This window comes from Sorangiineae bacterium MSr11367, assembly GCA_037157805.1.
GTDB lineage: Bacteria > Myxococcota_A > Polyangia > Polyangiales > Polyangiaceae > Pendulispora > Pendulispora rubella.
Genome location: CP089983.1, coordinates 2,482,388 through 2,499,792 on the forward strand (window position 1 = coordinate 2,482,388; position 17,405 = coordinate 2,499,792).

The 17,405-nt window shown below is 64.0% G+C and carries 16 protein-coding genes; 5 read left to right on the plus strand and 11 right to left on the minus strand.

Annotated features, from left to right (window positions below; genetic code table 11):
- Positions 1-67 precede the first annotated feature (67 nt).
- From LVJ94_09810 to LVJ94_09820, 3 genes are read right to left on the minus strand one after another with little or no spacing between them, the layout of a single operon-like run.
- Entirely contained in the window at positions 68-730 is a 663-nt protein-coding gene (locus LVJ94_09810) for a TlpA family protein disulfide reductase (protein WXB07528.1), read from the minus strand.
- Positions 709-1,503: a hypothetical protein gene (locus tag LVJ94_09815; protein WXB07529.1), complete on the minus strand. Its 795-nt coding sequence runs from the start codon at positions 1,501-1,503 to the stop codon at positions 709-711. The genes LVJ94_09810 and LVJ94_09815 overlap by 22 nt, the downstream gene beginning before the upstream one ends.
- Positions 1,500-2,738, minus strand: a complete 1,239-nt coding sequence (locus LVJ94_09820; GenBank protein WXB07530.1) for a hypothetical protein — start codon at positions 2,736-2,738, stop codon at positions 1,500-1,502. The genes LVJ94_09815 and LVJ94_09820 overlap by 4 nt, the downstream gene beginning before the upstream one ends.
- A 109-nt stretch (positions 2,739-2,847) precedes the next feature.
- On the opposite strand from LVJ94_09820, the gene rpiB reads away from it, so the two are divergent.
- Positions 2,848-3,306 (plus strand): ribose 5-phosphate isomerase B, encoded by a 459-nt coding sequence (gene rpiB / locus LVJ94_09825; protein WXB07531.1) that lies wholly within the window; start codon positions 2,848-2,850, stop codon positions 3,304-3,306.
- A gap of 15 nt (positions 3,307-3,321) precedes the next feature.
- On the plus strand, positions 3,322-3,984 hold the full coding sequence (locus LVJ94_09830; GenBank protein WXB07532.1) for a DUF4230 domain-containing protein: 663 nt from the start codon (positions 3,322-3,324) through the stop codon (positions 3,982-3,984).
- A 159-nt stretch (positions 3,985-4,143) separates the two neighbouring features.
- Here LVJ94_09830 and LVJ94_09835 read toward each other — a convergent pair whose 3' ends face one another.
- A complete protein-coding gene (locus LVJ94_09835) occupies positions 4,144-5,955 on the minus strand; it encodes a M2 family metallopeptidase (GenBank protein ID WXB07533.1) in 1,812 nt (603 codons plus the stop codon).
- 230 nt (positions 5,956-6,185) lie between these two features.
- Here LVJ94_09835 and LVJ94_09840 point away from each other — a divergent pair, with 230 nt between their 5' ends.
- Positions 6,186-6,761, plus strand: coding sequence for a DUF924 domain-containing protein (locus tag LVJ94_09840; protein ID WXB07534.1), 576 nt, complete (start codon positions 6,186-6,188; stop codon positions 6,759-6,761).
- Positions 6,762-6,771: 10 nt separating this feature from the next.
- On the opposite strand, the gene LVJ94_09845 is transcribed toward LVJ94_09840, so the two are convergent.
- Positions 6,772-8,301: a coniferyl aldehyde dehydrogenase gene (locus LVJ94_09845; GenBank protein WXB07535.1), complete on the minus strand. Its 1,530-nt coding sequence runs from the start codon at positions 8,299-8,301 to the stop codon at positions 6,772-6,774.
- A 182-nt stretch (positions 8,302-8,483) separates the two neighbouring features.
- Here LVJ94_09845 and LVJ94_09850 point away from each other — a divergent pair, with 182 nt between their 5' ends.
- A complete protein-coding gene (locus tag LVJ94_09850; protein WXB07536.1) occupies positions 8,484-9,962 on the plus strand; it encodes a hypothetical protein in 1,479 nt (492 codons plus the stop codon).
- 350 nt (positions 9,963-10,312) lie between these two features.
- On the opposite strand, the gene lysA is transcribed toward LVJ94_09850, so the two are convergent.
- Positions 10,313-11,638, minus strand: a complete 1,326-nt coding sequence (gene lysA / locus LVJ94_09855; protein ID WXB07537.1) for a diaminopimelate decarboxylase — start codon at positions 11,636-11,638, stop codon at positions 10,313-10,315.
- A 139-nt stretch (positions 11,639-11,777) separates the two neighbouring features.
- Between lysA and pyk the strand changes: the two genes are divergently transcribed.
- A complete protein-coding gene (gene pyk, locus LVJ94_09860; GenBank protein ID WXB07538.1) occupies positions 11,778-13,193 on the plus strand; it encodes a pyruvate kinase in 1,416 nt (471 codons plus the stop codon).
- A 165-nt stretch (positions 13,194-13,358) separates the two neighbouring features.
- Here the strand turns inward: pyk and LVJ94_09865 are convergent, their stop codons facing one another.
- The 5 genes from LVJ94_09865 to LVJ94_09885 all read right to left on the minus strand — a co-directional run bounded on the left by LVJ94_09865 (position 13,359) and on the right by LVJ94_09885 (position 16,782).
- On the minus strand, positions 13,359-13,844 hold the full coding sequence (locus LVJ94_09865) for a hypothetical protein (protein ID WXB07539.1): 486 nt from the start codon (positions 13,842-13,844) through the stop codon (positions 13,359-13,361).
- Between the two features lie 10 nt (positions 13,845-13,854).
- Positions 13,855-14,775, minus strand: a complete 921-nt coding sequence (locus LVJ94_09870; protein ID WXB07540.1) for a hypothetical protein — start codon at positions 14,773-14,775, stop codon at positions 13,855-13,857.
- Between the two features lie 77 nt (positions 14,776-14,852).
- Positions 14,853-15,404, minus strand: a complete 552-nt coding sequence (locus tag LVJ94_09875) for a biopolymer transporter ExbD (protein WXB07541.1) — start codon at positions 15,402-15,404, stop codon at positions 14,853-14,855.
- 20 nt (positions 15,405-15,424) lie between these two features.
- Positions 15,425-16,003, minus strand: coding sequence for a biopolymer transporter ExbD (locus LVJ94_09880; protein WXB07542.1), 579 nt, complete (start codon positions 16,001-16,003; stop codon positions 15,425-15,427).
- A gap of 161 nt (positions 16,004-16,164) precedes the next feature.
- The gene (locus LVJ94_09885) at positions 16,165-16,782 is read right to left on the minus strand and encodes a MotA/TolQ/ExbB proton channel family protein (GenBank protein WXB07543.1); all 618 of its coding nucleotides are present in this window, start codon (positions 16,780-16,782) and stop codon (positions 16,165-16,167) included.
- Positions 16,783-17,405: the final 623 nt, after the last annotated feature.

The window sequence follows — 17,405 nt, forward strand, 5'->3', positions numbered from 1 at the left end:
GCAAACATTCTGGGGGAACCATTTTTACTGGGCTCCATAGGGCCGGCTCCCCCCTGCGTCGAGGGGCCTATTTCGCCAGGTAGGCCGCGAAGGGCCCGTAATCGCTGTCCTCGAGCGCCCCCTCGATCACGCAACGCACTTTTCCCGTGGGGTCGATGAGCGCATGTTCCGGCAGCTCCGGCGGGTTCTTCATCTTCATCGCGCCGAGCCAGCCATCGCGCACGGTCTCCTTGATCCAGAGCGCCGCCCGCACGCCGTCTTGCGGCTGCGCGTCGAGGAACTTGGCGAGCTGCCGTTCGTCGTCGTCCACCGAGAGAAACACCAGCTCCACCTTGGTGCCGGCCTGCGCGAGCTTCTTCTCCCAGGTGCGCAGGCGCGGGATCTCCTCTTTGCACGGCCCACACCACGCGGCGAAGAAGTTCAACCACGTCCAGCGCCCATTGCCCGTGGAAATCTCGGGCGCGAGCGGCGTTGCGCCGGAGGCCTGCGCGCGTGCGAGCGCCATCTTCGGCAACGTACGCGACGCCGTTTCGCCTTCGCACAGCTTGCGGGGCGCGGCCGGTGCCGTGTGCGCGGGCTGCGGCGAAGGGGCAGGGGCCGCGGTGGGCATGCTCCCCGTGGCCACGACGACCTCGCTCCGTCCGGAGGTCCGCGAGCTCGATGCGTCCGACTTGTCGCAGCCGATCAACAGAACGGCGAGGGCACAACCTAAAGACGGCAATCGACCCATGATACGAAGGCACTCCGATTGAGGGCGTCGGCGTTGCACTTCGCCGACGAACGTGACGCGGGCCAGTCGCAGTACTCTTTGGTGAGCTGCGCGAACTCGTTGCCAAGCCAGAGCATCCCGACCTGCTTCTCCAGGTCCGGATCCTTGAATTGCTCCTGCAGGAAGAAGTGCACGCTGTTCGCGCGCTTGTGCGACAAGGTCCGGTTGAAGTCCGCCGACCCCGTGCGCGAGGCGCGCGCCACGATGAAGAAGTAGCGCGCACCCTTTCGATCGAGCCAGCGTTCCTCGAGCAGCTTCTTCGCGCCCGGATCGAGCGCGTCCGATCCGTCGTCGAACATGATGACTGCGCCGCGATCTTTGAGCGGCGTGAAGAGCGCGTTGAAGTCTTCGTCGTTGATCGAGGCGAACGTCTTCACGTCGGCCGGCTGGCAGCCGCGCCGCGATTCCCCGCCCACGAGCCCGCAGGCGTTGAGCACGCGCTGAAGCACCGTCTTGAACCCCGGTGTGCAGTACTTTTCCTCGCTCTGATCGGCCACGGCCACCTTGCTCTCTGGCGTGGAGGCCGCCGGTGTCTGCGGGTGCGTGAGCCGATCGGCCGCGCCGCTCACCGTCGCACGCACGGTGAGCGTGGTGGCGAGGAGCACGATCACGCCGGCCACGCCGCCGACCAGCGCGGGCAGAAACGGGGGCGAGCCTCCGCCGGGCGGTGCATCGACGGCGTCGATGGCCCTGCGGTTTGGATTGGGCGGTTGGTGCGGAGAGTAAGCGCTCATCGCAAGACCTCGGGGGAAAGCTGGGACAGCGTATACTTTAGCCCCAGGTCGGTGTCTTCGTCGCAAATGCGCTTGTCCCCCAGGAACATCTGGGGTGTCGACACCGGGATGTGGTTGTTCGATGCATAGTGCAAGTGTTGATTGAGCCGCGCGGCCGTCTTCTTGTCCTGCGCGCACTGCATCACGTCGCTGCCGAAGCGCTCGCGGATCTTCTTCTCGATGGCCGCCGGGTTGCCCTTGCCCAGCTCACGCAAGCTGTCCTGCTCGGAGTACGACCACTCGAGGATCGCGCGCGCCTGGTTGCCCCCGCAGAGGACCGCCTTGGAGAGCATGCACGCCCCCGGGTGCAGCGACCGATCGAGCATCCAGTTGCACTCGCTGTCGAGGGGGAACATCACCAGGGTGACGTCCAGGTTTTCCAGCACGCCCTCGTCGATGAGCCGCTCGTGAAACGCGCGGCAGGTCGGGCACAGGGGATCCTCGAAGAAAGTGACCGCCTTCACCGGATGCGCGGTCGGCAGCTTGAGCAGCGCGTTGTGCTGCTCCTGCGGCACCTCGAGCTTTCCGCAGCTCGAGAGGTACGGGCGGTAGTCGGGAAGCGCGGCCACGTAGACCAACGCCGGAAGAATGGCCGCGAGTCCCAGCGCGGCGAGCCAGCCCACGAGCAGCAGGGGATTGCCGGCCGCCGAATCGACCTGCGTCGGCCCATGCGGATCGGGCGGCAGGTGCACGTGCGCGATGCGCCGGTAATGCAGGAGCGCCATCACCGCCGAAGCGGCGAGCAAGGCCGAGGAGAAGTAGATGCCGACGCAGACCTTGCAGAATGCATGCAATCGGGTCAGCGAGATGAAGAACATGATCAGCGAGGCCATGAGCGGCGTCACGCCGGCGATGCCGAAGAACAGATAGGCTCGCTTGGGCGCTCGCAGGTTCGACATCAGCAGGTAGACGGAGAACCCGAGGAAAAAGCTGAAGGCCCCGACCGCGAACAGCGAGATGGGCACCCCGCCCCAGTACGACGCGCGAAAGATCGCCGAGTACGAGCTGAAGAGCGCGACTTTGCAGGGATTTTCCGCGGTGGTGTCGCCGGAAGCGCCGGGGATGAAGCTGCAGTGGATCGTGTGGATCTGCCGGTCGAGGTGTTGCGCGTAGTCGTACGTGGAGTACGCGGCGAACAGCAGCCCCAAGAGGGACGCAGCCAGCGCCAGCCCAGCCAAAAATCGAGCATTTCGCATTGCGATGGGCCCACGTTGCACCGCCAGCGCCCCGAGCGTCAAACCTTCGGAGCCTAAATTGCGTTCGACCGGCTTTCCTTGAGCCGAAAGAGGTGCCAAATGGGCGCCCATGAAGATCGCGATTGCGGGGGATCACGCAGGATTCGAGCTCAAGGAAGCGCTAGCCAAAGTCCTCACGGATGCCGGCCACGAGGTGAAAAACCTCGGCACGAACGACGGTTCCAAGCCGTCCGACTACCCGGATTTCGCGGTGGCCATGGGCGAAGCCCTGTCTCGCGGCGACGTGGAACGCGGCGTGCTGGTGTGCGGCAGCGGTGTCGGCATTTCCGTTGCCGTCAACAAATTTCCAGGAGTGCGTGCCGGGCTCTGTCACGACACGTACTCGGCGCACCAAGGCGTGGAGCACGACGACATGAACGTGCTGTGCATCGGCGCGCGCATCATCGGCTCGGCGCTGGCGACCGAGCTCGTTCTCGCGTTCGTGGCGGCGAAGTATACGCACGAGGAGCGTCACGTGCGCCGCCTCGCGAAAGTGAAGGCCATCGAGGAGCGCTTCACGCGTCGATGACGCATACTTGGCGTCGTGAGTGCCAACGCCGACGACGCCATTCCCTCATCGCCGTCCTCGCGCCGCGCGATGCCGCTCTGGCCGATGCTGCTCGTCGGCCTCGTATGCTTGATCGGCACCGCGGCGTACTTCGTGTCGAACTACGTGTTCCGCGCGCCAACCAGCGCGAGTTCCGTCGTTTCCGTGCGCCCATCGGCCACGCTCCTCGTGGCCGTGCACGATCTCGCGCGCCTCGAGACCACCGAGCTTCACATGGAGAAGGTCATCGACCTGACCGACACACAAAGCCGCTTCTTCGGCTTGGTGCAGGGCACGGACGCCATCCTTCTCGTCGCCTCGGGTGACGTCTCCATCGGCGTGGATCTGTCGAAGCTGCGCGAAGACGACGTGAGCATGGACGCGAAGACCAAGGTCGCGACCCTCCGTCTCCCCGAGCCAGAAATCTTCTCCGTGCACCTCGACGAGAAGAAGACCTACGTCTACCGCCGCACCACGAGCCTCATCGCCGAACCCAACGCCCAACTCGAAACGCAGGCGCGCCAGCAAGCCGTCGAATCCATCGAAAAAGCCGCCCGCGAAACCGACGTCACCGACCGCGCCAAACGCCAAGCCGAACGCCAACTCCGCACCCTCGCCACCGGCCTCGGAGCGACGTCGGTCAACGTCACGTGGCGCTAAGAGAGAAGAGAATTCACAGGAAGACGGGAAGACGGGAAGTTTTTTGAGGTTTCCAATCGGCTCAGTGAGCCCACTGAAACCCCAAAAAAGCGTTCCGCACCGCGCTTGCCGTTCGCCCTTCCCGTCTTCCCGTCTTCCTGTTCAATCTTCAGGTGGGGTTTACCAGCCGCACTTCATGCCCTTGGTTTGCTCGCCCAGGTAGTCCTTGAGCGGCGCGAAGTATTCGAGCATCGCGGAGGCGTCGGCCTTGGTTTCGCCGCTCATCGCCGCAAGCGCCTCGGGCCAAGGTTTGCTCGAGCCCATCGAGAGCATGGCCGCGAGCTTCTTGCCGGCTTCCTTGTTCCCGTAGATCGAGCACGTGTCGAGGCGGCCCGTGTGGCCGGCGGCCTTGCACAAGGCGCGGTGGAATTGGAACTGGTAAATCCGCGCCAAGAAGTAGCGGATGTACGGCGTGCTTGCGGGCACGTGGTACTTCGCGCCTGGATCGAAGTCGGCCTCGGAGCGCGAGACCGGCGGCGCAATGCCCTGGTACTTCGTGCGCAGCGCCCACCATGACTCGTTGTACTTGTCCTTCGGCGTCTTGCCGGCGAACACGTCCCAGCGCCACTTGTCGATCACCAACCCGAAGGGCAAGAACGCGATCTTCTCGAGCGCGTTCTTCATCTGCTGGTTCACCGTGGCCTTCGGGTTGTCCGGCGCCGCGTTGAGGAGCCCCAGCCCTTTCAGGTACTGCGGCGTCACGCTGAGGGCCAAGGTGTCGCCAATGCCCTCGTGGAATCCGTCGTTGGCGCCGCTCTGGAAGAGAATCGGCAATTTGTAATATTGATGAAAGTAGTAATCGTGCCCGAGCTCGTGGTGAATCGTAATTAAGTCGTTCTCCGTCGGCTCGATGCACATCTTGATGCGCAGGTCGTTGTTCCAGGTCACGTCCCACGCGCTCGCGTGGCAGACGACCTCGCGGCCCTCCGGCTTGGTGAACAGCGAGCGCTCCCAGAACGACTTGGGCAGCGGATCGAACCCGAGCGACGTGAAGAACGACTCGCCCAGCTTCACCATCTTCACCGCGTCGTACTTCTTGTCGCGCAGGCTCTTGCTCACGTCGAGCGAGGCTTCACCCTTGTAGGGCTCCACCAAATCGTAAATATCGCCCCATTCCTGCGACCACATGTTTCCCAGAAGCTGCGCGGGGATGGGCCCCTGCTCGGAAACCTTGTCCTTGCCGTACTTCTCGCGCAGCCGCGAACGCACGAAGCAGTGGAGCTGATCGTAGAGCGGCTTCACCTGCTGCCACAGGCGCTCGAGATCGGCCTCGAAGGCATCGGGCGGCATGTCGTAGGCGGAGCGCCAGAGCGCACCCATATCGGTGAAGCCGATTTCGCGCGCGCCCTTGTTTCCCAATTCGGTGTAGCGCGCGAACTTGTCCTTCATCACCGCCGAAATGGAGTGCCACCCGGCCCATGCTTCCGTGAGCTCGTCGTAGTTGCGGCTCTTGGCCAGCACGCGCGAAAGGTCCCCGAGCGTGTACTCGGTCTTCGCGTCCTTGCCTTTGGCCGCCTTCAAATATTTCGCCGCGCCCTTCGCCAGCGCGCCGTTCGGCTGCGGCTTGTATTTGCCTTTGCCGTAGGTGCCGGTCATCCACGATTCGATCTCCGCGAGCTCGTCGCGTTCCTTCGCATCGCTCGGCGCGGGGACCACTTGCGCGAGTTTGAGCAGCCAAAGCTGCCGCGCTACCTCGGGGCTCACCCCCGGAACCTTGTCGAAGCGCGTCGCGGCCTTGATGGCCTTCGTCACGTATTCCGCGGTCTCCGACTCACGTGATGCAGCCACCGCTTCGGTGTCGTCGGTGATGAAATTTTGATTCACCCAGCTGGCCTGATCGCGCGCGACCCAACGCTTTCGCAGATCTTGATCCACCTGTGCGGCGAAGCGCTGTGCATCTTCCGGTGTTGCGCTCGGCGATGCAGTGGGCACTGGTGTTGAGGGCGGACCGACATCCTTCGTTGCAGCAGAAGAGGAAGGTTGTTGCGGTTCTGCGCTTGGACTTCCGCCGCATGCGAGCGGGAGAATAGAAAGCGCTGTGACAGCAGTGAGGCGGCGGACGTTGACGTGGAGGGGGTGGCTCACGATTGGCTCCGAGTGATAGAAAGGGGTCACTCGAGTTTCGCTTTTACCAACGAAAAACCTGCGATCCTAGGAAATCCATGGTCAGCTACGACGACGTCCTCACGTTTTGGTTCGGTACGAACGACCTGACGAAACAGCTCGCCCCGAGGCGCGCGTGGTTCGCCAAGGACGCGGAATTCGACCGAACCATCGCAGAGCGCTTCGGCACGCTGCTCGAGGAGGCAGGGAGGGGAGAGCACGACGCATGGCGTAAGAGCCCTGCGAGCTGTCTGGCGCTCTTGCTGTTGCTCGATCAGTTCTCACGCAACGTTTACCGCGGCACCGCGCGCGCGTTCGCCAACGATCCCGCGGCCATGCAGCACTGCCTCTACGCGCTCGATCATGGGCATGACCGCCAAGTCGCTCCGGTCGCGCGTTGGTTCTTCTACATGCCGCTCGAACACTGCGAGTCGATCGAACGCCAACGCGATGCCGTGGCGCGCTTCAAGGCCCTCGAAGGCTCGCCCAGTGCGTCCGTGGTCATTGGCTTTGCCGAGAAGCACATGCACATCGTCGAGCGTTTCGGTCGCTTTCCGCACCGCAACGCGACCCTCGGGCGTGAAAGCACGCCCGAGGAGGTCGAGTTCCTGAACCAGGACGGAGCCGGCTTTTAGCGGCGGCTAGCTACTTTCCGAGCGTGAGCCGGAAGAACATGTTCGCGGCCTTGCCGTACGGCGGCAAGAGCAGCGAGCGCGCGTTCAGCCGGCTCTGATAGAAGACGGGCTTCTTCTTCGAGAAGGCCACGAAGCCCTCGTGCGCGTGGTAGTGCCCCATGCCGCTCGGCCCGACGCCGCCGAAGGGCAGGTCGTCCTGTGCAACGTGGAGCATCGTCTCGTTGATCGACACGCCGCCCGAGACGGTGCGCTCCAGCACGCGGTCGATCTGCGACTGATCGTAGCCGAAGTAGTAGAGGGCGAGGGGGCGCGGGTGCTCGTTGACGTAGTCGATCACGTCGTCGAGCTTCTCGTACGCCAAGATGGGGAGGATGGGGCCGAAGATTTCCTCCTGCATCACCACCGTGTCTTCGCGGGGCTGCACCACCAAGATGGGGCCCATCTTGCGCGTCGCACGGTCGGCCTCGGCGTCGGCCAGCTCGATGATGTGGGCGCCCTTTTCGCGCGCATCGTCCAGGTAACCGCGCAGCCGATCGAAGTGCCGCTCGTTGACGATGGTCGTGTAATCCTCGTTGCGGCGAAGGTCCGGGTAAAGCTTGGCCACCGCCTTCTTGCACCCGGCGATGAACGCCTCCACCTTCTTGGCGGGGACGAACACGTAGTCCGGTGCGATGCACGTCTGCCCGGCGTTGAAAGCTTTGCCCGCGATGATGCGCAGGGCGGCTTCCTCGATGGCAAAGTCGTCGCCGATGATGGTCGGCGACTTGCCGCCCAGCTCCAGAGTGACGGGCGTCAGGTGCTCGGATGCATTGCGCATCACGATTTTGCCAACGCGGGTCGAACCGGTGAACACCAGGTGATCGAACGGCAGCTTGGAGAACTCCTCGCCCACCTCCGGTCCTCCGGTGATGACCGCGACGTGGTCCGGCTTGAACACCTCGCGCACGATCTGGTCGAGCACGTCGGATGCGCTCGGCGTGAGCTCCGACGGCTTGATCATCACGCGGTTGCCGGCGGCGAGCGCGCCGACCAGCGGCGAGAGCCCGAGCTGAATCGGGTAATTCCACGGCGCGATGATTCCCACCACGCCGAGCGGCTGCATCTGGACCTCGGCGCTCGCGGGCAGAAAGGCCCAAGCGACCTCACGCCCCTCGGGCTCCATCCAGTCGCGCAAATGGTCGCGTGCATGCTTGATCGCGCCCACCACCACGAACACTTCGGAGACGAGCGACTCGTGGCGCGAGCGATTGCCGAAGTCCGTGGAGATGGCACGGACGATGTCTTCCTTGTGCGCGAGAAGCGCGGCCTCCAGCTTGTCGAGCGAGGCAATGCGCTCTTCGTACGTTGGTGCCGGCGAGGCCTTGTGGGCTGCCCGCATCGTCTTCAGAACCGTGTGCATGTCGGGACGGTCGGCCGTCTTCGATTCCGTCGTCCCGGGGGGCGCTTGCGTCTGTGTGGCGCCCGACGATGTAGCGGTGGCCGTCACGCCGCCGTTCGTTTTTGATTCGGTCGTGCGATGGGTCTCGGCGGAAGTCGTCATGGTTCCCCGACGATACCTTAGGCTTTCGGAGACTGACACCTGAGGCGAGCCTCATTTCTTGCGTGTTTTATGGGTGAGGCCGCTAAGGCGGGAGAATCCGTCATGATTCGGCCATCCATGGGGGATCGAGCCTTCGTCTGGTTGCCCGGGTTCGCGGCGGGCCCCAGATTGAAAGGTATCCCGTGTCCAACGCAGCCCCTCCTTCCGAGAGAAGAAGCAACGAGAGCCTCCTGATCCTCTCGGACGTGCATTTGGGGAGCGACTTGCACGATCAAGCGCGAACCACCGGCTTCGGCCGTCGCTCGAAACAGGTCGACGACGATCTGGTCCGACTGCTCGAGCACTACCGGAGCACGCCTCCGCTGGGCGAGCGCTGGCGTTTGGTCATCGCGGGCGACTTCATCGACTTCATCGGCATGTCGCTGCCGGCGCCGGTGGACGAACTGACGACCGAGCCCAGCGAAGAAGAGCTGGCCCATGGCCTCGGCAATGCCGAGGATCACGCGCGCATCAAGATGCGGCGGGTAGGGGAGCGTCACGTCGAGGTCTTCACCGCGCTCGCATCGTTCGTCGCCGACGGCCACAAGCTGACCATCGTGCATGGCAACCACGACGTCGAGTTTCACTGGGACGCCGTCAAAGAAGAGTTCAAAAAGATCCTCGCCGCCTCGGCCCCGCCGGGCACGCACGAGGCGACGTTCCTCGCGCGCGTCGAGTTCAACCCGTGGTTCTTCTACGTGCCCGACCTCGCGTACATCGAGCACGGGCACATGTACGATCCATTCTGCGCCACGTCGCACGTGATGGCGCCGCTCTCGCCGCTCGATCCGCGGCGCATCGCGCGCGGCTTCTGCGACGTGCTCCTTCGCTTCGTGGTGCGCCCCACCAAGGGCCTTCCCGAGTACGGACACGAGAACCTCGGCATCGTCGACTACGTGAAGTTCGGCGTGGGGCTCGGCCTCGGCGGCATGGTGAAGCTCGGCCTGCGCTTCTTCCGCGCGGTGTGCGAACTGTTCCGCCTGCGCCGCGGCTACTTCACCGAGGCCGCGGAAACACTGCGCAAAGAGCACGACCGCCGCGTCGCCGCGTTCGGCGAAAAGATGCGCATCGGCACGGACCGATTGCGCGCCCTCGCCGCCCTGCAGGTCCAGCCGGTGACGTCGTCGATTCGCGGCATCATGGCCAGCGTGCTGCTCGATCGCATCGCGCTCGCGATGGCCGGCACCGTTGCGTTGCTCGGCGTGGGGTACTTCCTCGGCGTGAAGAGCGGCCACGCCGCCTATGGTGCAGCCCTCGTCGTGGGCACCTGGGTGGGCGCGCATCTTTACCTCGCGCGCCTGCGCAAGGTCGATCCGGCCGAGGAGCTGGTCGATCGCGCCGCCAAGCTCGCGCGCCTCTTTCCGGCGGCCTTCGTCGTGATGGGCCACACGCACATCCCGACCGAGGTGCCGGTGCAGGACGGCGTCACGTACATCAACCTGGGCTCGTGGGCCGAGGACGAAGAGGTTGCCGCGTCCGACAAACACGTCGCCTACCAAGCCGCGCGCACCCACCTGGTCATCCACCCCCGCGAATCGGGCACCGAAGCGCAATTCTTGGCGTGGGACTCCACCACCGCCGGCCCCCGCCGCTTCAAGGGCACCGGCAGCAGCAGCGCCTAGTTCATATTGACGATCGAGATCGGTCTTGCTTGTGGAGAGGCAGAGGACCTTTCTTTCGAAGAAGAAGGAATGAGGGGATTTGCTGCCCCCACTCGCCACGCGTCCTCGGCGAACCGCCGCCGAGACGGCGGCGCTCCATGCGAGAGAGCGACACCCACTTCGTGCTACGCCGTGAAAGCGCGACGCTCCAAGTAGAGCGCGATGCACGAAGACGTGACGTCTACGACGCGCGATGTCTACGACGCTCGATGCGCGTGTGCGTGACGTTTACGACGACGTGATGCGCGCACGATGGAGCGCCGGCTTCCAGCCGGCGGTGCGCCGGCCTCCGGCCGGCTGGAGTGCGTGAATCAGCCTTGGATTGCGACGCGCTCTTGGACCCAGTCGTCCTGGGACTTTGCGCGGTTGATCGTGACGATTTGTCCGCCGCGCAGGAACACCTCGTCGGGCAGTGCGCGGCCGTTGTACTGGTTGGACATCACGTAGCCGTAGGCGCCGGCGTCGAGGAGCGCCACGTGCTCCGGTGGGCTGTCCGGCAATGCGTGCACGCCGAAGTCGTCCGAGCTCTCGCACACGGGACCGACCACGCGCCAGAGTGTCGCGGTGAAGTCTGCCGAGGCGCCGTTGGTCTCCAGCGGAACCACGCGGTGGCGCGCTTGGTAGAGCGCCGGGCGGATCAAGTCGTTCATGCCCGCGTCGATCATCAGCCAGCGGCGGGCGGTGCCGCGCACCGTGCTCACCTTGGTCTGCACCACGCGCGAAACGAGGACGCCATGGGCAGCCACCATCGAGCGACCCGGCTCCACCATGAGCATCGTGTCGTCCACCTCGGCGGCCTTGCGCTCCTCGAGCGCGGCGCGCACGTAGTCGCCCGGCTTCGGAACCGCGCCCGCGCCATAGTCGATACCGAACCCGCCGCCCGTATCGAGAAAGCGCAACGTGCTCACCCCGCCCGCCCGAACGGCGACGCCCAGCGAGAAGAGCGTGCGTGCGGCCGTGCGGTATGCCGGCACCGACGGGATCTGCGACCCGATGTGGTGCCCCAGACCGACGAGCTCGACCTCCGGCGACGCCTTGATGATCTCGAGCGCGCGCGGAAGATCGTCCTGCGCGATCCCGAACTTGGCCGCATCGTGCCCCGTCGCGATGTTCGCGTGCGTCTCCAGCGCCTCGAAGTCGAGCGCCGGGTTGATGCGCAACGAAATGCGCGCGCGCGCTCCCCGTCCGAGCGAAAGGGCTCGGGCGCGCGCGGCGACGCGCACGATCTCCTCCACGCTCTCGATCTGGATGGACAGGATCCCGGCGCCGAGCGCCTTGTCGATCTCGTCATCGCGCTTGGCCACACCGTTGTAAACGATGGACAGCGGAGGAACGCCGCAGGCGAGCGCCACCGAAAGCTCGGCCCCGCTCACGACGTCGGCGCCGCAGCCTTGCGCGGCGAGTGCGCGCACCACGGGACCCGCGGTGTTCGCCTTTACGGCGTAGGCGACGAGATGCGATTCGTTTCCGAATGCCTCACGAAGCTCGCGCGCGCCGGCGGCGATCGCGTCGAGATCGTAGACGTAGCTCGGCGTGCGGATGCTTCCCGAACGCACGAGATCCGAGAGCGCGAGGCCCCCCAGTAGAGCCCGGCCGTTGGAGTCACGGCGCGGTGAATTGCCAAATGCCTCTGCCACGAGAGGGAAACATCGTTATCACATTCACGCGCCGTGTGCGTGTTGTTCACGCATCTTCATCAAGGCGAAGCTACGCGCTCACGTTTTGCCTCAGGTTTGCACGTTTGTGCATTTGTTTTGTGGCATGCTCAGTCCCACGATGACCATGCGTCGCGCGAAGCTCGTCTGCACACTTGGACCCGCTTGCGATTCTTTGGAGGGCCTCGGCGATTTGATCGATGCCGGGATGGATGTCGCTCGGTTCAACTTCTCCCACGGTTCGCACGAGGAGCACGGGGCGCGCATCGCCCGCCTCCGCGAGGTGAGCCAACAGAAGAAGAAGAGCGTTGCCATCCTTCAGGATCTCTGTGGCCCCAAAGTTCGAACCGGGAAATTCCCCGCACCCTACGACCTACCCACCGGCTCGGAGGTGGTCCTCTACGAGGGGGACGAATCCCGTGATGGGATGCGCATCCCCATTCAGTACGAGGGGCTCGCCGGTGACGTCCGCACGGACGACCGCATCCTCTTCGACGACGGCCGCCTCGGCCTCACCGTCCTGCGCATCGAGGGCGACCAAGTCTACGCCCGCGTCGACCAGGGTGGCGGCATGCGAAACCACGTCGGCGTGCACTTGCCCAGCCGCACCATGCGGGTGAGCCCGCTGACGGAGAAGGACAAGGAAGATCTCGCCTTCGGCCTCACGCAGGGCATCGACTACATCGCCCTGTCGTTCGTCCGTCGCGCGGAAGATCTGCACCTCGTGCGCAACATCGCCACGGCGTGGGGACAGCCCACGCCCATCATCGCGAAGATCGAGACCCCCGACGCCGTCGACAACTTGGAGAGCGTGGTGGCCGCCTCGGATGGCGTCATGGTCGCTCGTGGCGATCTGGGCGTCGAGTTCCCGCCGGAGCGGGTGCCGGTCATCCAGCGTCAGATCCTCAGCGTGGCTCGCCGCGTTCGCCGCCCCGTCATCGTGGCCACCGAGATGCTCCAATCGATGACCAAGTCGCCGCGTCCCACGCGCGCCGAAGCGAGCGACGTCGCGAACGCCGTCTACTCGGGCACCGACGCGGTCATGCTCTCGGGCGAAACCGCGAACGGCCAGTTCCCGACGTTGTCCGCGTCGATGATGAGCCGCATCGCGCTCGAGGCCGAAGGAAGCCCCTTCTTCGACACGAGCTCCCCGACGTACGCCTCCCGCGCAACCAGCGTGGCCGAGGCCATCGCGCGCGGCGCCTGCAACACGGCCCGCGAAATCGGCGCCAAGTACCTCGTCGCCTTCACCGAAAGCGGTTCGAGCGCGATGAACGTCAGCCTCGCGCGCCCGCACGTCCCCATCATCGCCTTCTCCACCAACGCGCGCACCCGCCGCCGCATGGCCCTCTACTGGGGCGTCATCCCGCGCGAAATGCCTGCGATGCACGACATGGATCAACTCGTCGACTGGTGTACCGGCGACCTCATGGCCGGCGGCCTCGCCGCCCCGGGCGAACGCGTCGTCATCGTCTTCGGCGCCCCCATCGGCGTCAGCGGCAGCACCAACACGATCCGCGTCCACGTCATCGGCTGAAACGACTCCCAGAGAATTTCACAGGAAGACGGGAAGACGGGAAGGTTTTTGAGTTTCCAATTCGCCCAGTGAGCGAATTGGAAACCCCAAAAAAGCGTTCCGCGTCGTGCGCGCCGTCAGTCCTTCCCGTCTTCCCGTCTTCCTGTGAACTCTCTTCTGGCCGTTTCACTGCAGGCACGTGGCCATCACGCTGCGAATTTGCTTCGCGCCGCGCAGTGAGAACGTGTCACTCCCGTCCAAGGTCCGCAGGATCGTCCACACGTCGCTCATGGGCAGCGCGCAGATCGAGTGCTCGGTCTGCGTGTAGCACACGGGGTGCGAGGCGAAGGCCGCGTCGGTCAACGAGCTGCAGCTCGCGTTCGTTCGGCTTGCCTCGAGAAACTCGCCCTGCAGGCAGCGCATTGTCGCGTCGCGCCAGGCGATGCCCCGCTCCGAGAGACCAACCTGGTTCATGAAACGGTGGCAGTACTTCTCTCCGTAGCCCAAGGCGTAACCGTCGACACCGCACGGACGCTCGGCTTCCACCGAGCTCGCGTAGAAGTCGCACGCGCTCGCCGCACCGGACAGGGGACTCTCGCGGGACGCGTCATCCTGCGGGTGCGCACCGCACGCGATCAGCAGCAGCCCGCAGATCCCCAGCCCCAAGCGCACGCATGGAACTCTACTTCCGTTGGAAGCCGATGGCGCTGCTGATCGCCATCGCAAGCGAGCAATTGTTCACTTGCCGCTTCACCGCGTTGGCGATGTCCGGATCGCTGATCGGCTTTTCCCCCGCAGAGACCGCGGTTCCGCTGGCGCGACGGCGGAAGCGTGCGATCGCGTTGCCACTTCGCAGATTCAGAATCGACACCCGCGCGTCGTGCGGCACCATCTGAAGCACGTCCGACGTGACCGTCCCACCATCGGCGAGCGACGCGGCCTCCGGTGCATCCTCGTCGAGCACGAGCAGGAAGAACTGCGCGCGCTTGATGATCTCCACGGCCTGCGGGATCTCGCGCTCGATGCCCTGTTTGAACTGCTGCTCGAACACCCTCAAGCGCAAGTCGTCGCCCGACTCTTTCACCTCGCGGACCCAATCGTCCGTCAGGATGCGCGTCGAGGCATACGCCTGCCGCAAGTTCCACGGTTGGTCCGGAAAGAGCCCCCCATCGAGCTCGCCCCTCGCGCCCGCGGCGTTGGGCTCTCGCAGAAAGCACGCGACGAACCCATCGCGCAGCGAATCCTGGGTCGCCTTGCGTAGCCGGTTCACATCGCTCGCCTCGGCGACCCGCAGCCGCAGGTACACGCCCGGCGTGGAGCGAAAGTCCCAATCGCCCGCGTTCGAATCCTTCCAGTCGCCCGACCAGCTCGTCGCGTTCTCGAGCGTGAACTTCTCGATCTGATCGCGAACCTTCTCCCACTCCACACCGACGGTGACCTGCACCGCCCGCTGCTTTGCCAGGAGCCCGTCCTTCGAGTCGTCGAGTTTGCGCATCGCGAAGAAGCGGTACCCGAGCAACGTCACGAGCACGCCGGCCAGCGCGAAGAGCCAAAAATTGGGTGAAGCCCGGCTGAATCGTCCACGCAAGCGCTGTTCGCGCATTTCGTGGACGGCTTTTAGCCCGGGCTTCTTTGGTTCAGGAGGGGGAGCAGGCACTCAAAACAGCGGACGAAACGCCCTCAATGATCCGTCTTCGGAATCATGTTCACCATGAAGCTCACGTTCGGATAGCCCGCGAACGCGGCCGTCTGGAACACGCTCTTCACGACCACCGCCGGCACTTCTTGGTCGATCTGAAGGACCACCACGCCCGGGAATTCCTTGCCGGGACGCGCTTGCTTCCACGTCTCGCGCTTGCCCTTGAGCATGTTGTAAAGCTCGTCGATGCGCTGCATGCGCGGCGGCGGGCCCGATTCCTCGATCGCGCGCGTGTTGCCTGCGGGGGCGCCGTCGACCAGCACTTGGCTGCCCGCCACGGCCACGAGCGGCGCGTCGATCATGTCGAGCGTGTTCTCTGCCTTCGGCAGGTTCACACCCTTCTGGACCGGTGTCTCACCCGACGCGCTGAACGTCATGAGCAAGAAGACGACGGTCACGACGAGGAAGTCGATCATGCTCGTCAGCGACAGGTTCGCATTGATGTTGCGATGGCCGAACCCGAGGACCTTCTTCTGAACGAAACGCAACGGCACCGCATGCATCAAGCGCCGGCCAGGATTATGTACGGGCATACTCGTTCCCTCAGTTGGCGCTAGTTCACGCTGAACGTGACGTTGAAGGCTGAAACCGGCTCGGTCTTGCTGCCGAGGCTCATCGGGCGGTGCGTCTGGTAGACCGCGTCGATCACGCCGATGATCTGCGAATACGGAATGTTGTTGTCGGTGTGCAAGACCGCTTGGTCGAGCTTCCTGTCCGTGGCATCGCGATGCGAGCCGACGTTCTTCCACTCGTCGGTGATCTTCAAGGCGAGCTCGGGGTAGCGGACCACTTTGGTCGTCCCGTCCTGCGTCACCTGGTCTTTGCGGGGCACTTCGATCGTGTTCACCACGGTCGCACCCTGCTTCCAGATGAGCGTGAACTTCGACTTGTCCTGATCGCGCATCTCGATGTGGAGCTGCTTTTCAGGCTCCACCTTGGTGATTTCCTCGTCCGGTCTCGGCGGGCCCGGCACCTGGGCATCCGCATTCAAGCGGGCCATGTGCGACCACACTGCCGTGATGAGCAAGAACGAGATGGTCACCATGAGAAGGTCGATCATCGGGATCATGTTGATCTCGGAGTCGAGCGATCTCCTACCACCGCTTCCACCGTCGACGCTTACACCTGCCATCGTCCTGGCTCCGTCGCAATTACGGCACTACGGGACCCGCTGCTCGGGTCCCGTACCCGTTCGAGGTTGGCTGATCTCTATTGGAAGCTAATTCGAAAACTTACTTAAGGATGAGACGTCGCAGCCCAAATGGATGGGCGCAGGGAGCGTTCGCTCCGGAATCAGGCTGCGTGGGCAACGCCGCCGAGGTTCACCTTCTGGCGGTTGTTCACCACCAGATTGAGCACCTGAACGCTCGCCTCGTTGATGTCGTCTTCCAGGGTCTGCGTCTTGCCGTTCAGCACGGCGTAACCGATCAGACCGATGATGGCGATGATGAGACCGAAGGCGGTGCAGTTCATCGCTTCCGAGATACCTTCGGCGAGAATGCGGGCCTTCTGGCTCGGGTCGACGCTCTCACCGGAGACCGCGCCGAAGCTCGTGATCAGACCGGACACGGTGCCGAGCAGACCCGAGAGCATCGCGAGGTTGGCGAGAAGGGCGAGGAAGCCCGTGCGCTTGGCGATCTTGGGGATCTCGCGGAGCGCCGCTTCATCCATCGCCGCCTGCACTTCTTCGTCCGAGCGATTCACTTTGACCAGGCCGGCCTGCACGATGCGGGCGAGCGGAGCGTTCGCGGCCGAACACATCTTTACGGCTTTGGCGACATCCCCAGCGAGAATGCACTTCTGCATCGTTGCCAGGAACACATCCTTGTTGATGGACGAGCCGTAGAGGTAGAGCGCGCGCTCGATGATGATCCCGATGGTGATGATCGACCAGAAGAGGATCAGGTACATGCCCCAACCCCCCTGCTTGAAGTGCGTCCAAAGAGCAGCCATTTTTGTTGTCCTCCTCGAAATACCGGCAAAAAACCTGAGCATCAACCGATGGGCCGAGTGCCCAGAAATCACGTCACTTCGTTCGCGTTGATTCGCTCGTTACATAAGCGCTGGCGTACTGAATCGGTTCGAAGTCGTTCAATTCATCGATCCGCAGACAGACCGGATAAGTGGATGCTGTAACGGCCAGCACCGCAGCGTATCTCTCGCAGAAAGTGCATCACGGAAACGCGTTCCTGCTTTGGGCAGGGCAAAAACGTTATCTGAACGCAACCGGAAGAAGCAAGCGTTCGGCATTGGTTTTTCCCGGCTCACATCCCCTCGTTTCGACTCACCGATGCCTTTCGGGCTGCGGCTTCATGAAGTGGGTAGAGAGACTACTCCCACTTTCTTTTTTACAGGATGCCGGTTTGGACTTCGTCCCGTCAACCGACTTTGGCCAGAAATGCACGAGTGACTTCAGATTGTCGCCCAGACAAAAGTTTCCAGCAAAAAACCTGGCAAAATGACTGTCCGCCTATCCTCTTCCGTCGTCGCCGGAGGCGGTGCTCTCGCGTGTTCTCTCGCCTTCTCCGGCTTCA

What these genes read in the sequence shown, in the direction of transcription:
- LVJ94_09810 (WXB07528.1), bottom strand. Translation starts at nt 730, where the DNA reads ATGGGTCGATTGCCGTCTTTAGGTTGTGCCCTCGCCGTTCTGTTGATC.
- LVJ94_09815 (WXB07529.1), bottom strand. Translation starts at nt 1,503, where the DNA reads ATGAGCGCTTACTCTCCGCACCAACCGCCCAATCCAAACCGCAGGGCC.
- LVJ94_09820 (WXB07530.1), bottom strand. Translation starts at nt 2,738, where the DNA reads ATGCGAAATGCTCGATTTTTGGCTGGGCTGGCGCTGGCTGCGTCCCTC.
- rpiB (WXB07531.1), top strand. Translation starts at nt 2,848, where the DNA reads ATGAAGATCGCGATTGCGGGGGATCACGCAGGATTCGAGCTCAAGGAA.
- LVJ94_09840 (WXB07534.1), top strand. Translation starts at nt 6,186, where the DNA reads ATGGTCAGCTACGACGACGTCCTCACGTTTTGGTTCGGTACGAACGAC.
- LVJ94_09845 (WXB07535.1), bottom strand. Translation starts at nt 8,301, where the DNA reads ATGACGACTTCCGCCGAGACCCATCGCACGACCGAATCAAAAACGAAC.
- pyk (WXB07538.1), top strand. Translation starts at nt 11,778, where the DNA reads ATGACCATGCGTCGCGCGAAGCTCGTCTGCACACTTGGACCCGCTTGC.
- LVJ94_09870 (WXB07540.1), bottom strand. Translation starts at nt 14,775, where the DNA reads ATGCGCGAACAGCGCTTGCGTGGACGATTCAGCCGGGCTTCACCCAAT.
- LVJ94_09875 (WXB07541.1), bottom strand. Translation starts at nt 15,404, where the DNA reads ATGCCCGTACATAATCCTGGCCGGCGCTTGATGCATGCGGTGCCGTTG.
- LVJ94_09880 (WXB07542.1), bottom strand. Translation starts at nt 16,003, where the DNA reads ATGGCAGGTGTAAGCGTCGACGGTGGAAGCGGTGGTAGGAGATCGCTC.
- LVJ94_09885 (WXB07543.1), bottom strand. Translation starts at nt 16,782, where the DNA reads ATGTACCTGATCCTCTTCTGGTCGATCATCACCATCGGGATCATCATC.